10 protein-coding genes and 1 pseudogene are annotated in these 14,118 nt (G+C 67.5%); 4 read left to right on the forward strand and 7 right to left on the reverse strand.

Annotated features, from left to right (window positions below):
• Positions 1-5 precede the first annotated feature (5 nt).
• Entirely contained in the window at positions 6-3,284 is a 3,279-nt protein-coding gene (locus tag QTH87_RS24295) for an autotransporter family protein (RefSeq protein WP_286612777.1), read from the forward strand.
• A 69-nt stretch (positions 3,285-3,353) separates the two neighbouring features.
• Here QTH87_RS24295 and QTH87_RS24300 read toward each other — a convergent pair whose 3' ends face one another.
• From QTH87_RS24300 to QTH87_RS24330, 7 genes are all read right to left on the reverse strand, one after another.
• Positions 3,354-4,190, reverse strand: coding sequence for an IclR family transcriptional regulator (locus tag QTH87_RS24300; RefSeq protein ID WP_286612779.1), 837 nt, complete (start codon positions 4,188-4,190; stop codon positions 3,354-3,356).
• Positions 4,191-4,272: 82 nt separating this feature from the next.
• Positions 4,273-4,992, reverse strand: a complete 720-nt coding sequence (locus tag QTH87_RS24305; protein WP_286612781.1) for an SDR family NAD(P)-dependent oxidoreductase — start codon at positions 4,990-4,992, stop codon at positions 4,273-4,275.
• Positions 4,993-5,003: 11 nt separating this feature from the next.
• Positions 5,004-5,981, reverse strand: a complete 978-nt coding sequence (locus QTH87_RS24310; protein WP_444812835.1) for a tripartite tricarboxylate transporter substrate binding protein — start codon at positions 5,979-5,981, stop codon at positions 5,004-5,006.
• A 31-nt stretch (positions 5,982-6,012) separates the two neighbouring features.
• Positions 6,013-6,750, reverse strand: a complete 738-nt coding sequence (locus QTH87_RS24315) for an SDR family NAD(P)-dependent oxidoreductase (protein WP_286612782.1) — start codon at positions 6,748-6,750, stop codon at positions 6,013-6,015.
• Positions 6,747-7,274 (reverse strand): 2,4'-dihydroxyacetophenone dioxygenase family protein, encoded by a 528-nt coding sequence (locus QTH87_RS24320; RefSeq protein WP_286612783.1) that lies wholly within the window; start codon positions 7,272-7,274, stop codon positions 6,747-6,749. The genes QTH87_RS24315 and QTH87_RS24320 overlap by 4 nt, the downstream gene beginning before the upstream one ends.
• Positions 7,275-7,477: 203 nt before the next feature.
• Complete coding sequence (locus QTH87_RS24325) at positions 7,478-10,435, reverse strand: hybrid sensor histidine kinase/response regulator (protein WP_286612785.1); 2,958 nt, start codon at positions 10,433-10,435, stop codon at positions 7,478-7,480.
• Positions 10,436-10,623: 188 nt separating this feature from the next.
• Positions 10,624-11,553: a LysR family transcriptional regulator gene (locus QTH87_RS24330; protein WP_286612786.1), complete on the reverse strand. Its 930-nt coding sequence runs from the start codon at positions 11,551-11,553 to the stop codon at positions 10,624-10,626.
• 120 nt (positions 11,554-11,673) lie between these two features.
• Here QTH87_RS24330 and QTH87_RS24335 point away from each other — a divergent pair, with 120 nt between their 5' ends.
• The 3 genes and pseudogenes from QTH87_RS24335 to QTH87_RS24345 all read left to right on the forward strand — a co-directional run bounded on the left by QTH87_RS24335 (position 11,674) and on the right by QTH87_RS24345 (position 14,110).
• Complete coding sequence (locus QTH87_RS24335; RefSeq protein ID WP_286612788.1) at positions 11,674-12,762, forward strand: tartrate dehydrogenase; 1,089 nt, start codon at positions 11,674-11,676, stop codon at positions 12,760-12,762.
• 53 nt (positions 12,763-12,815) lie between these two features.
• Positions 12,816-13,038 (forward strand): annotated as a pseudogene (gene eno / locus QTH87_RS24340) (phosphopyruvate hydratase); the annotation flags it as partial.
• Positions 13,039-13,132: 94 nt separating this feature from the next.
• Positions 13,133-14,110, forward strand: a complete 978-nt coding sequence (locus QTH87_RS24345) for a Bug family tripartite tricarboxylate transporter substrate binding protein (protein WP_286612789.1) — start codon at positions 13,133-13,135, stop codon at positions 14,108-14,110.
• Positions 14,111-14,118: the final 8 nt, after the last annotated feature.

Here is a 14,118-nt window from a genome sequence, read left to right on the forward strand (position 1 = left end):
GCCACATGCCACGACCCCCACGCATCGCGAAGCTGCGCTCGGCGACCTTGTCCGTCGGCACCGCACTCGTCGCGAGCGCCTTCGGCCCTTCGGCCTTTGCCGCCTGCACGGACAGCAACCCTGCGAGCGGCACCACCGTCGTCTGTTCGGGACCGACCGTCGCGCCCGTGCTGGCGCAGCCGGGCAGTACCGGGGTGTCGATCGGCATCGATGCCACCACCATTGCGACCTTCGCGCGCACCACGGCCCCGGTGGGCTTCTCCGTAGATACCGGCAGCGCGATCGCGAGCAGCGGCCGCATCACGCTCACCGGTGGCGGCGGAACCGGAACGGCCCGCGGCGCCGGCCTGCTGGGCACCGGCAACAACAACCAGGTGACGAACGCGGCGGGCGCGGTGATCGCCACGACCGGCGCCTTCAACGACGGCATGGCCGCCAACGGCAGCGGCAACACCCTCACGAACCACGGAAGCATCACGACGACCGGCCCCAGCGCCTTCGGGATGACCGCCGCCTGGGGACAGACCAACCAGGGGCAGCTCAACAACACGCTGATCAACACCGGCACGGTGTCGACCGCCGGGAGCAATGCCCGCGCGGCCTCCATCCTGGGTGGAAGCGGCACGATCAACAACAGCGGCACGCTGTCGACGACCGGCGCCTCCAGCCCGGCCGCCTATCTGCAGGGCAACAACGACCAGCTGCTGAACAGCGGCACGATCACCGCGACGGGCAGCGGATCGGACGCGGTGTTCTCCAACACGGCCGGTTCCAGCTTTACCGCCACGATCCAGAATCTTCCGGGCGGCCGGATCGTGAGCGAGACCGCCGCGGCCGTGCGCACCCTCAATGGCAGCACGACCATCGTCAACGCAGGCCTGATCCAGAGCAACGCCGGAACCGCGATCTCGATGGGCGGCGGCGGCGCCGACTTCCTCATCCTGCAGACCGGCTCCACCATCATCGGCACGGCCGACGGCGGCGACGGCATCGACAGCGTGACGCTGCAGGGCACCGGCACGGCCGCCAATGCTTTCACCAACTTCCAGACGCTGACGATGCAGGGCACGGCGTGGGACTGGACCGGCAGCGGCACCTTCGACCGGGCACACGTGCAGACCGGCACCCTCAACCTGCTGAGCCCACTGGGTCCGAACACCAGCGCGCTGGTCGATCCCGGCGCGACGCTCCAGGCCACCGCACAGACACTGCCCCTGGCCGTCACCGACAACGGCCTGGTGCGGTTCGCCCAGCAGACCGAAGGCACGTATGGCGGCATGATCGCCGGCAGCGGCGCCGTGACCAAGTCGGGCGCCGGCAAGCTGACGCTGGCACCTGCAGAGGCCGGCGGCAACACGTATGCGGGCGGCACGAACATCGATCAGGGCGTGCTCGCGGTCGCAGCCGACAACGCGCTGGGCGCGGCCGCGGGCGGACTGAACTTCGGCGGTGGCACCTTGCAGTTCGCCAGCGGATTCGATCTCGGAGCCACGCGGGCCGTGCAGCTGGGCGCCGGCGGCGGCACGATCGACACGCAGTCCTTCACGACCACCCTGGCGCAGCCGGTCACCGGCAGCGGCATGCTGACCAAGATCGGCACCGGCAGTCTCGTCATGAATGGCACGAGCAGCTTCACCGGAGGCACGACCGTCGCAGCCGGCACCCTGGCCATCGGCGACGTGCGCCATCCCGCCGCTGCGCTTGCCGGCGGCGGCAACATTGCCGTTGCAGCCGGCGCCAGCCTCGGCGGCTACGGCGCCGTGACGGGCGCGGTGAGCAACGCCGGCACGATCGGCGTGGCCGATGCGATGCCCCTCTTCGCCGGTGGCCCCGGCGGCACGTTCACGATCAACGGCTCGCTCGCCAACGCCGGCCTGGTGCAGGTGGGCGGCCGGGGCGTCGGCAACCAGCTGGTGGTGATCGGCAGCTACATCGGGCAGAACGGCACGGTCGGCCTGAACACGGTGGTCGGCATCGATGGCTCGGCCTCCGACAAGCTCGTGATCTCCGGCGGCAGTGCCAGCGGAGCGACGCGCCTGGCGGTCTCGAACGTGGGCGGCACCGGCGCGCAAACCGTGGGCAGCGGCATCCAGGTGGTGTCGGCGACGAACGGAGCCACCACCGCCGCCGGCGCATTCACGCTCGCCTCGCCGGTGCAGGCCGGTGCGTTCTCCTACTACCTTGCGAAGGGCGGCGTGACGGCAGGCACGTCGGACGACTGGTACCTGCGCAACACGGTGCCGCACGTCACGGATCCTTCGTCCCAGACTCCGACACCGATACCCGCAGAGGGCTCACCTGCGCTGCCGGCCCCCGGACCGACCGCCGTGGCCTTGTATCGCCCCGAGGTTCCGCTCTATGCGGCCGCGCCCGGCGTGGCCCGACGGCTGGGCGTCTCGCAGATCGCGACCTTCCATGAGCGGCAGGGCGAGCAGTCGCTGCTGACGGATGCCGGCACCCTGTCGTCGTCCTGGGGGCGCGTGTGGGGCGGCCACACGGAGGCGCGCGGCTCGGGCACCGTCGACCCCAACTTCGACGGCTCGACCTACGGCATCCAGGCCGGCCAGGACATCTACGCCCATCTGAGCGAAAGCGGCATTCGCAATCGCTACGGCATCTTCGCCGGCTTCGCGCGGGCCAGCGGGGACGTCGACGGCCTTGCCCTCGGCCGAGCCGGCCTCGGGGTCGGTCATCTGTCGGTCGAGTCCACCAGCCTCGGCGGCTACTGGACGCAGGTCGGGGCCGGCGGCTGGTACACCGACGCCGTCCTGATGGGCAGCTCGCTCAAGGTCGATTCCAGGTCCACCCAGTTCCTGGGTGTCGACCCCAACGGCAGCGCCTTCACGGCCTCCGCCGAAGGCGGCATGCCGTTCACGATCGCCGACGGCCTGGTCATCGAACCGCAGGCTCAGCTGCTCTGGCAGCACCTCTCCATCGACGACGGCTACGACCGGGTCTCGACCGTTCGCTTCGACAGCGGGAACACCTTCGTCGCCCGCCTCGGCGTGCGACTGCAGGGCAACTTCGACGCCGGCGGCGCACGCTGGCAGCCCTACATGCGACTGAGCGTACTGCGCGGCTTCGGCTCGGACGACACCACGACCTTCGGCCTGACCGGCATCGACACCGGCGTGGGACAGACGAGTGCCCAGCTCGGCGCCGGCATCGTCGCCAGGTGGAACCGGTCGATGAGCACCTTCGTCACGGCCAACTGGATCACCAACCTCGGCGGTTCTCGTCAACGTGCGCTGGCTGGAAACGCGGGGATGCGCTGGACCTGGTGAGCGGACGCGCGCCCTCGAACCTGGGCGACGACCGGATGAGTGACCGCGCAATCATGGGTCCGGCGGCGCTCATTCGGCCGAGAAGAACGGCGCATTCGCGATCCGCTCGGACACCGTGCGGCAGGCCTCGAGCAGTGGCGCCACGTAGGCGCGCTCCGCATCCGCCTTCTGCCGGAACACCAGCGTGCTCACGCTGATGGCCGCGATCGGCACCCCCTCGGCATTGCGGATCGCGGCACCGAAACACTGAATGCCCGGCTCGTTCTCCTCGTTGTCCATCGCCCATCCGCGCGCCTGGGCCTCAAGGATCTGGGCTCGCAGCGCGGCAGCCTTCACTGTCGTGTGTTCGGTGTGGCGCGGCATGGGGAGGTCCTTGAGCAGGGCCTTGCAGGTTCCGTCATCGAGTGCCGCAAGGTACGCCTTGCCCACTGCGGTCGAATGCAGAAAGACGCTGGTGCCGATCCGGGAACTCATCCGCACGGCACTCGGGCTTTCGAGCTTCTCGATATAGACCATGCTCGAGCCGTTGGGGACCGCCAGGTGAACGGTCTCCCCTGTCAGGTCACGCAGTCGCTTGAGTTCGTCGACGGCCGCGACACGCAGTTCGGATCTCCCCCAGCTGCGGCTCGCGAGCTGGATGAGCCTCGGCCCCAGAGCCAGGCTGGCGCCGCCGGCACTCTCGGCCAGCATGCGCTCGGAAATCAGTGCGGCCACGATCCGATGGACAGTGGGCCGTGGGTAGCCGCTGGCGCGCATCAGTGCGCCGACCGACATCGGCTCCTCCGCGTCGGCCACCAGCTGCAGCACGTGCATGAACTTCGAGAACGACGCCGTGCCCGCGACCTGCGCCTGCGAACTGGAAGGCGGGGAAGCTTTGGCAGTGGGAGAAGACCGGGGTGCAGGCATTGAGATCAAGGAGGTGCGGAAGGTGACCGGACATTATCCGTACCCCTGCGTCCGCACCACGGGACATGGCCGACCGGGCTCGTCAGGCCACCATGTAGCCACCATCCACCGGAAGGATCACACCGGTCATGAACGATGCGGCCGGGGTGCACAGGAACATCGCGGCGCGCGCCACGTCGTCAGGCGTGCCCCAGCGTCCGAGCGGCGTGCGCGCCAGGATGGGACCGGCGCGCGCCGGATCGTCCTGCAAGGGCTTCGTCAACGGCGTTGCGATCCACCCGGGCGCGATCGCGTTCACGCGGATGCCGTCCGGTGCGTAGCTGATCGCCAGCGACTTGGTGAGCTGCGCGACGCCGCCCTTGCTGGCCGCGTAGCCGGGCACCAGGCCGCCGCCGAAGAAGCTCAGCATCGAGGCGGTATTGACGATGCAGCCTCCGCTCGACTTCAGGCGTTCGCGCGTCATGGTGCACACCCGCATGGTGCCCGTGAGATTCACTTCCAGCACCTTCTGGAACACCTCGAGATCGTGCTCGGCACCACGCTGGATGATGCCGGCGCAGTTGAACACGATGTCCAGTTGCGCGATGCCATCCAGCGCGGAACCGAGGCTCTCGGCCGAGGTCACGTCGGCCTGTCTCACCTCGACCGCGGCATCGAGCGAACCGTCGCCCTTGCCCAGGCCGATGGCCGTCACCTCGGCGCCGAGCGCGGCCAGATGGTTGGCGATGACGGCACCGATGCCCTGCGTGGCACCGGACACCAGGGCCCGCTTGCCCTTGAAGATTCCTGCCTGGTAGCTCATGTCGTTCGCGCTCAGTTCTTGATGTCCAGCTTGCCCATCAGCGTCTTGAAGTAGGCGCTGTCCTTGGCCATGACCGCCTTGAAGGCAACGTCGTCGGCGTAGGCGAACCCGAGGTTCTGCTTGTCGAGCACTTCGCGGAAGGCCGGCTCGTCGGCGGCCTTCTTGCTCAGGTCCTTCAGGTAGGCGACGACCTCCGGCGGCGTGTTCTTCGGTGCCGCGATGCCGCGCCAGGTGCCGATCGTCAGGTCGATGCCGCGCTCCTTCAACGTCGGCACCTTGTCGAAGCCCTTGACACGCTGGTCGGCCATCACGGCCAGCGTCTTGAGCTTGCCGGCCTGCACGTAGGTCGTGACCTCCGCGGGGCTCACGGCCACGGCGTCGATGTGTCCGCCCAGCAAGGCGAGCACGGCGGGGCCGGCGCCCTGGAACGGCGTGTGGTTGAACTTCACGCTGGTCTTGTCCTCGAGTGCCGCGGCCGCCAGGTGCCAGATCGAGCCGTTGCCGGCGTTGCCCATGCTGAGCTTGCCGTTGTCCTTCTTCGCCGCTGCAATGAACTCCTCGATGGTGTTCCACGGCGCGTCGGCACGCACCGTGATCGCAGCCTGGTCGGCATTCAGGCGCGCAATGGGCGTGAAGTCGTCATAGGTGAACTTGGCCAGCCCCATGTGCGGCAACGTGGTGAGTTCCACCGTCACCACGGCGAGACGATAGCCGTCCGGCTTGGCATTGATCACGTCCTGCCAGCCGATGGCGCCGCTGGCACCGGGCTTGTTCACGATGATCATGCTCTGCGGCATGTGCTTGCGCGTGGCATCGGCGAAGGCACGTGCCAGCGCGTCGGTGCCGCCGCCGGGCTGGAACGGCACCACCAGCTCGATGGGCTTGTTGGGGAAGTCGCGCACCTGTGCCGTGGCCTGCCCGGCGGCGAGTGCGGCCGGCAGCATGGCGAGCACCGCGAGACGGCGCAGGTTGTGGGCGAAACGATTCATCGGATGTCTCCAGTGGTTGTGGGAAGCGAAATCAGTAGCTGGCGCGTCCGCCCGAAAGGTCGAACACGGCCGCCGTGTTGAAGGTGCACGAACCCGAACACAGCCAGGCGACCATCTCGGCCACCTCGGCGCTCTCGCCCAGGCGCTGCATCGGACTCTTGTCGATCATGGTCTGCACGTGCGCGGGCGACATCTGATCGAGGATCGGCGTACGCACCGCCGCCGGTGCAATGGCATTCACCAGGATGCCGGTCGTCGCCAGTTCCTTGCCGAGCGATTTGGTCAGGGCGAGCACGCCCGCCTTGGCCGCGCTGTAGGCCGATGCATTGGGCGTGCCTTCCTTGCCGGCCAGCGATGCGATGTTGACGATGCGGCCCTTTCCCGCCGCGCGCAGATGAGGCAGCACGGCGCGGCAGACATTGAAGGTTCCGACCAGGTTGACCTCCACCACGCGCTGCCACAGCACGGTGTCGCAGGCATCCAGCGCCTCCGTCGGTCCGGCGAATCCCGCGCAATTGACCACGAAGTCGATGCGCCCGAAGCGGCCCACGACTTCGCGCGCGGCCTGCTCGAGGGCGGCCAGGTCCGTCACGTCGACCTGCCAGGCATCGACATCGTCACCCTGCGCGGCCATGTCCCAGGCCGCGACGCGGGCACCGCAGCGCCGCAGATGGCTGGCGACTTCGGCACCGATGCCGCTCGCCGCACCGGTGACCACCGCGACCGCATCGACGAAGTCGTAGCGCGCGCGGCCGTAGCCCGCGCTCATCGAATGAATTGCTTGGTGAAGTCCGCGCCCAGGCCGACCGCTTCGAAGTGCTGGCGACACATGTCGATCTTGGTGAAGACATCCTCGAAGCCCATGCCCTTGCCCCAGGGATCGGTGTAGTACATGACGCCGTTGACCTGGAAGTACGTGATCATCTCTTCCACGTCCTCCGGCACGTAGAGCGTGTGCGTCTCGCCCGGGGGTTCGAACACGTAGCTGCCCTCGGTGGCTTCCCAGTCGTGCTCGAGGTAGCGCCAGCGGCCCTTCAGCACGAAGCCATGCACCGCCTGCGGATGCCGATGGCGGCTCAGAACGCCCGACTTGCGCACCCGCAACAGGTTCATCCAGTAGCCCTGGCTCGCGTTCAGGCACAGGGGCCGGAACCAGACGTTCTCGGCCTGCGGCACCCAGAGGCGCTCATCGATCGGGATCGCGTGGGGCACCACGATCTCCGGCAGTGCATCGGGCGGGTTCGGGTACTGGTATGGCGTCTTCGGGTTCGGGTCCGATTCATCGATAGGCATGATCTCGTGTCCATATTGTGGATGCTTGTCCATATGGTAGACGCACGGCGATGGGCCCGGTTTTCGCGTAAACCCTGATGCCCGCGCGCCTGAGACCAAGAGCAGCAATCCCAGAAGAGGATCCGGAACAGGCTGGCGGATTGCGCGCTGGCCACTGCGGTGGCGCTGCCCGACCGGCCCATGCCGCCGACCGGGCGGACCCGTCAACCCGGCCGACTCTTCGCGCTGGCCAACACCTCCACGAGCGCATCCACTCGGATCGGCTTGGCGATGTAGTCGTCCATGCCCGCGGCCAGACACTCCTCGCGGTCACCCTGCATGGCGTTGGCGGTCATTGCCACGATGCGCGGGCGCTCGTGCGGCGGCCACCTGGCGGTGATCGTGCGCGAGGCTTCGAGGCCATCCATCTCGGGCATCTGAACGTCCATCAGCACCACGTCGTAAGGCCGGCTCGCGATGCTCTCGATGGCTTGCACGCCGTTGCTGGCCAGGTCGGCGCGGTAGCCCATCTGCTGCAGGAGGCGCATGGCGAGTTTCTGATTCACCAGGTTGTCCTCGGCCAGCAGGATGCGCAGCGGATGGCGTGCCGCCATGCCGGGATCGGTCGCGACCTGCTTCGCGACCGCCGGGGCGTCCGCGGGTGCAGCGGCCGGCGCCAGGACGCTGAAGCTGAAGATGCAGCCGTGCCCGGGACCGGCACTCTCCACTGTCATGCTACCGCCCATGAGCTCTGCGAGTTTCCTGCTGATGACGAGCCCCAGGCCCGTGCCGCCGTACTTGCGCGTGGTGCTCGCCTCGGCCTGGCTGAAGCGGTGGAACAGCCTGGCGATGCCCGCCTCGGAAAGACCGATGCCGCTGTCCCGGACTGCGAAGGCCAGCATGTCGCCCGTGCCACGCCGCACCGTCAGTGCCACGCTTCCGCGCTCGGTGAACTTGACCGCGTTCGACAGCAGGTTCAGCAGGACCTGCCGCAGCCGCGTGGCATCGCCCGACACCGCCATGGGCACGTCGTCGGCGATGGTGGCGACCAGCTCGATGTTCTTCTCGCTCGCGCGGGGACGAATCAGCCCCAGCGCGGATTCGACGCAGGCACGCGGATCGAAGGGATGCGATTCCACATCCATGCGCCCGGCCTCGATCTTCGAGAAATCGAGGATGTCGTTGATGATCGTGAGCAGCGCCTCGCCGCTGTCGCGGATGGTCGTGGCCACGTCGCGCTGGTCCGGCGTCAGAGAGGAATCCAGCAGCACGCCGCTCATGCCGATGACACCGTTCATGGGCGTGCGGATCTCGTGGCTAATCGTCGCCAGGAAGTCGCTCTTTGCCTCGTTGGCCGCATCGGCAGCGCGTCGGGCCTCGAGCTCGGCGGCTGCCTTGTCCTCCAGCGCCTGGCTGCGCGCGCGCGCAGCCTCGGCCTGCAGATCCTGGTCGAGCAAGGCGGTGGCGCGGGCCACGGCGCGCACTTCGTCAGGCCGGTAGGCACTGAAGTCGGGCTTGCCAGCCAACACGAGGAAGCCAGTGAGTTCGTCGCGGTGGGTCATGGGCATGACCAGGCACTCGTCGCCCGCGAAAGCGATCAGCGATGCAGAGCGACGCCTTGCCTGGATGCGGTGCAGCGCCGGATCGTCGAGCAGCAACGGGTCCGGCGCACCTGGCAGCGTGGACGCGAGGCAAGTCGCACTCGCCACGCCGGCGCTGCGCGCGCCCGCCAGCTGGTAGACCGCCACACCGGCGCCGGCGGCATAGGCGCTGATGGCGCCCATGGTGTGCGTCAGCATCGCATCGCGACCGTGCAGGTGGGCTGCCGAATTCAGCGAAGTGTGCAGCGCTGCCTCGCGCGCCTTCCACCCGACGTAGAACAGCGATTGCACGAGGGATTCGGCGCCCCGGCGCAGCGGCTTGAAAAGCGCGACCAGCAGCAGCGCCGTGGCAGCATCGAACGCCAGGCCACGGCCGCGCTGTGCCAGTTGCAGCGGCTCGGCGAAGACGCGATTGAGAACGGCCACCACCACAGCCATTCCCACCACGACCGTGAGCCACACGGCCAGGCGGTTGAGGGCAAAGCCGAAGTCGAACACCCGATGGCGCAGGATGGCGTAGGCCAGCGTGCCGATGAAGAGCAACTGCGTGACGGCGTAGAGGGCCTCGGCTGCGGGCGAGAAGCCGAACGCAACCCGACTCATGAGCGGCATGAAGAAGATGTACGAGTATTCGAAGACCGAGGCGGTGGCCAGCCACGCCGCGCGTTGGCGGATCGCGCCGGCACTCCTGGCCCATGTGAAGCCGTAGGCGACCAGCACGACCACCAGCGACACTGGCAGGAGCACCACGAACAACTGATCGGCCAGCCGCAGGCCCGGCGCCAGCAGCTCGGGCAGCAGGTGCATCCGGTGGGCCAGCCGCCACAGCGTCACGGCGAAGAACAGGCCGGCGAACACGCCGAAGCTCCTGCGCACCCAGGTTCGACGCCAGTGCGAAGAGCCTTCCGGAAAGCTCAGGGCGAAGCCGCTGACGCAGACGAACTTGGTCGCGAAAAAAAGAGGCCATAGCACGGCCAGCCCGCTCTGGAGTGCGCTGCCGGGCATTCGGGTCGATGCCGCGAGCAGCGCGGAGGCGATCAGCATGAGGGCGTACGCGCGCATCGGGCCACTGTTCGGGCGCGACCATCCGATGGCGAAGCCCAGGGCGATGTAGAGCATCCCGATGAAGAACCAGCTCGCGCGCACGGCCGGCAGAAGATCGCCGAGCGGCGCCGCCCACAGTTCCAGGTTCGGCGCCGGCTGCAGCAGCAGGTGCCGCGTCTGGCCGCCCGAGCGGACCGCCACGCCGATCTGCTCGTCGACGCCCAGTGCGCGGTAGTTGCTGCGGGTTGCGGTGTTGTAGCCATCGCCCGGACGGTCGAAGCGAAGCGCGTCGCCCACCCGCACCCCGGCTTCGGCAAGTGGGGAATGTGCCCCCAGGCCGATGATGCGCGCCCACCCTTCGTGGTCCGCAAGATCGACCTCGACCGCCAGCGTGCCTGTGGTCTGGGGCGTCATGCCACGCTCCCAGTGCACGAGCGACCCGAGGTCGAGCGTGATGCAGAACAGCGTCATCGCCAGCAGGAAGGCCTTCCAGGGCCGCGTCCAGCGCGCAGGTCGATGCGCCGCTTCGGCGTTCATGACGCGGCTTCACTCGAGCCGGCGCATCGCGACCGGCGCATGCACACGGGTCGGCGGCTCATGCAGTCAGTCCATGTCCGAGGGCAGCCAGGGCTTCGCAGCGCCCTGGCGCCCCATCCATCGGCACGGTCTGAAACGCTCGCATGCGGATCTCCTGAAGGACTCGGCGATTCTGCATCGAATCCAGACTACGCCTTCGCACCCGCCGCCTGCTGAGTGAACGACAGCGCCAGGAAGTCCACGAAAGCCCGGACCCGGGCGGCCAGCTGGTGGCGCTGGGGATAGACCGCGTAGATGTCCGCGTCCGGCGTGAAATACTGAGGCAACACCTGCACCAGGCGGCCATTGCGCAGGTATCGCTCGATGTCCCATTCGGCCCGCATCAGGATGCCGTGGCCTTCGAGCGCCCAGTTCACGGCGATCTCGCCGTCGTTGGTCGCCAGGCTGCCCCTTGTCTTCACGGCTTCGGTCTTCGCATTGCGGTTCCTCCCGCTCGAAAGCCGCCACACGCCGTAGGCTTCCTCGCCCTGGCGGATGCCGATGCAGTTGTGCTTCGTCAGGTCGTTCGGCACCTTCGGAACGCCATGCTTGGCCAGATAGGCCGGCGCAGCACACAGCAAGCGACGGTTCGCGGCGATATGCCTTGCAATCACCCGGCTGTCCGGCGGCGCACCGAAGCGCACGCAGACATCGAAGAGATCTTCGGTCGGCGCGGGCGGGTTGACCGAAAGCTGCAGCTGCAGCTCGACCCGCGGGTACTTGCGCACGAACCTGGAGATCAACGGCGCCACGTGACTGCGGCCGAAGCCGAGCGTGGCGTTGACCCGCAGGAGGCCCTGCGGCGTTGCCTTCGACACGCCGAGCAGCTCCTCCATGCCGTCGATCTCGCCGATGATGCGCCGCGCATGCTCCAGGTACATCTCGCCTTCGGGCGTGAGGCTCATGCGGCGCGTCGACCGGTTGACCAGCAGCACGCCCACGCGCGACTCCATCAGTGCAAGATGCTTGCTCACCGCCGGGGTCGTGACGCCGAGTTCGCGTGCCGCCGCGCTGAGGCTCCCCGCGCTGGCGAGCGTCGAGAAGAAGCCAAGGTCCGCCGGCTGGATTGCATTCGTCATGGGCGCTTCACCGTTGAACTGAGGTTAACAATGGATTCACTTTAGCGCCGTGCCAACGGGGTGTCGAGTTCTTACAGTACGCCTACCCCTTCACCCCAACAACCCCTCGGAGACAAAGGCATGAAGACATACAAGATCGCAACCATCCCCGGTGACGGCATCGGCAAGGAAGTCGTGCCGGCCGGCCAGGAGGTGCTGGAAGCGCTGGCCTCGTCAGGCAGCGGCTTCAAGTTCGAGTTCGAGAACTTCGACTGGGGCGGCGACTACTTCCGCGAGCACGGCGTGATGATGCCGGACGACGGCCTGAACGCCATCCGGGACAAGGATGCCATCCTGTTCGGCTCGGCCGGCGACCCGCACATTCCCGACCACATCACCCTCTGGGGCCTGCGCCTGAAGATCTGCCAGGGCTTCGACCAGTACGCCAACGTCCGCCCCACGCGCATCCTTCCCGGCATCGACGGTCCGCTCAAGCGCTGCGGCCCGGACGACCTCAACTGGGTCATCGTTCGCGAGAACTCCGAAGGCGAGTATTCGGGCGTCGGTGGTCGCGTGCACCAGGGCCACCCGATCGAAGCGGCAACCGACGTGTCGATGATGACCCGCGCGGGCGTCGAACGCATCATGCGTTTCGCATTCAGGCTGGCGCAGTCTCGCCCCCGCAAGCTGCTGACCGTCATCACCAAGAGCAACGCACAGCGCCACGCGATGGTGATGTGGGACGAGATCGCGGTGCAGGTCTCCAAGGAGTTCCCCGACGTCAAGTGGGACAAGGAACTGGTCGACGCGTCGACGGCCCGCATGATCAACAACCCGGCATCGCTCGACACCATCGTCGCGACCAACCTGCATGCGGACATCCTGAGCGATCTCGCCGCAGCGCTGGCCGGCAGCCTGGGCATCGCGCCCACAGGCAACATCGATCCGGAGCGCCGCTATCCGTCGATGTTCGAGCCGATCCATGGTTCGGCCTTCGACATCATGGGCAAGGGCCTGGCCAACCCGGTGGGCACCTTCTGGTCGGTCGTGATGCTGCTGGAGCACCTTGGCGAGACCGATGCCGCCCGGCGTGTGATGCAGGCCATCGAAAAGGTCACGGCCGACAAGTCGTTGCACACCCGTGACCTGGGCGGCACCGCGACGACCCTGCAAGTCACCAGGGCCGTGTGCGAGCAGGTCAGCGGCAGCGCGCAGCGCAAGGCGGCCTGACCGGCCTGCCCCCGAACCTGGCCGTCCCTCGACGGCCAGGGCGTCCTTCCTGCATCGCGCGTGGTGCGGCCAACTCGATCCTCGACAAGCCGAACCGGATCGGCACCTTGACCGAGACCCTGGCCGCCATCGCGATGGCCGACAAGGCCGGCTGTTCGGCGGTGGTCTCTCACCGCTCTGGCGAGACCGAGGACACCAACCATCGCCGACCTCGGCGTGTGCACCGCCGCGTTCGCAGGCCGAGCCGCGATCCGGACAGGTCGTAGAGCCCATTCGATTCTTGAATTGAGGTTAAAGACGGATTCACTCGCAGCCCGATTTGAAGGGCTGCGGCGACCTACAGTCAACGCACAAGATCCAGGAGACAACCATGAAGACTTCGACATTCCATGCCCGCAGCGCCCTGACTGCGATCGCCTTCGGCCTGGCCGCATCGCTCGCATCGGCGCAGGCATTTCCTGCCAAGCCGATCACCCTCGTGGTGCCGTTTCCACCGGGTGGCAGCTCGGATGCATTGGCCCGTGCCATCACCACGCCGCTCTCGCAAAGCCTTGGCCAACCCGTGATCGTGGAGAGCAAGCCAGGTGCAGGCGCAACGGTCGGTGCGGACTACGTGTCGAAGGCCAAACCCGACGGCTACACGCTGCTCATGGGTGCAGTGCACCACACCATTGCCACGAGCGTCTACAAGAAGCTGCCCTACGACTTCGAGAAGAGCTTCGCGCCGATCACTACCGTCGCCCTGGTGCCCAACGTGCTGGTTGTCAATGCCAAGTCACCCGCCACGGACGTCAAGAGCCTCGTCGCGCTCGCAAAGGCTTCGCCCGGCAAGCTGTCGTATGGCTCGAACGGCAACGGCACGGTGCAGCACCTGATCGGCACGCAGTTCTCCAGCATCGCGGGCGTCGACCTGCTGCATGTGCCCTACAAGGGCAGCGCGCCGCTGACCACCGACCTGCTGGGCGGTCAGGTCGACATGTCGTTCGACACGCTGACCCCGCTCGTGCAGCACATCAAGGGCGGGAAGCTGCGTGCCTTGGCAGTGACGACCGCGAAGCGCTCGTCCACCTTGCCCGACGTGCCGACGCTGGCTGAAGCCGGCATGAAGGACTTCAATCAGGGAACCTGGTTCGGCATCCTGGCGCCTGCAGCGACGCCGAAGGAGGTGGTCGACAAACTCAATGCCGAGATCGTCAAGATCATCCAGACACCGGAATTCAGGAAGCGGATGGAAGAAATCGGCGCCGAGCCCGTCGGCGACTCGTCGGCCCAGATGGCAGCCCGGATCAAGGACGACACCGCGAACTACGCAAGACTGGTCAGGGAAGCCAAGGTCGCCATCGAGTGAACGATGTG

Source organism: Variovorax jilinensis (genome assembly GCF_030316885.1).
Taxonomy (GTDB): domain Bacteria; phylum Pseudomonadota; class Gammaproteobacteria; order Burkholderiales; family Burkholderiaceae_C; genus Variovorax; species Variovorax jilinensis.

Excerpts from the sequence above, each read along its gene's own strand:
- QTH87_RS24320 (WP_286612783.1), bottom strand. The coding sequence starts at position 7,274 with ATGCCTATCGATGAATCGGACCCGAACCCGAAGACGCCATACCAGTAC.
- QTH87_RS24345 (WP_286612789.1), top strand. The coding sequence starts at position 13,133 with ATGAAGACTTCGACATTCCATGCCCGCAGCGCCCTGACTGCGATCGCC.
- QTH87_RS24335 (WP_286612788.1), top strand. The coding sequence starts at position 11,674 with ATGAAGACATACAAGATCGCAACCATCCCCGGTGACGGCATCGGCAAG.
- QTH87_RS24315 (WP_286612782.1), bottom strand. The coding sequence starts at position 6,750 with ATGAGCGCGGGCTACGGCCGCGCGCGCTACGACTTCGTCGATGCGGTC.
- QTH87_RS24325 (WP_286612785.1), bottom strand. The coding sequence starts at position 10,435 with ATGAACGCCGAAGCGGCGCATCGACCTGCGCGCTGGACGCGGCCCTGG.
- QTH87_RS24300 (WP_286612779.1), bottom strand. The coding sequence starts at position 4,190 with ATGCCTGCACCCCGGTCTTCTCCCACTGCCAAAGCTTCCCCGCCTTCC.
- QTH87_RS24305 (WP_286612781.1), bottom strand. The coding sequence starts at position 4,992 with ATGAGCTACCAGGCAGGAATCTTCAAGGGCAAGCGGGCCCTGGTGTCC.
- QTH87_RS24295 (WP_286612777.1), top strand. The coding sequence starts at position 6 with ATGCCACGACCCCCACGCATCGCGAAGCTGCGCTCGGCGACCTTGTCC.
- QTH87_RS24310 (WP_444812835.1), bottom strand. The coding sequence starts at position 5,981 with ATGAATCGTTTCGCCCACAACCTGCGCCGTCTCGCGGTGCTCGCCATG.
- QTH87_RS24330 (WP_286612786.1), bottom strand. The coding sequence starts at position 11,553 with ATGACGAATGCAATCCAGCCGGCGGACCTTGGCTTCTTCTCGACGCTC.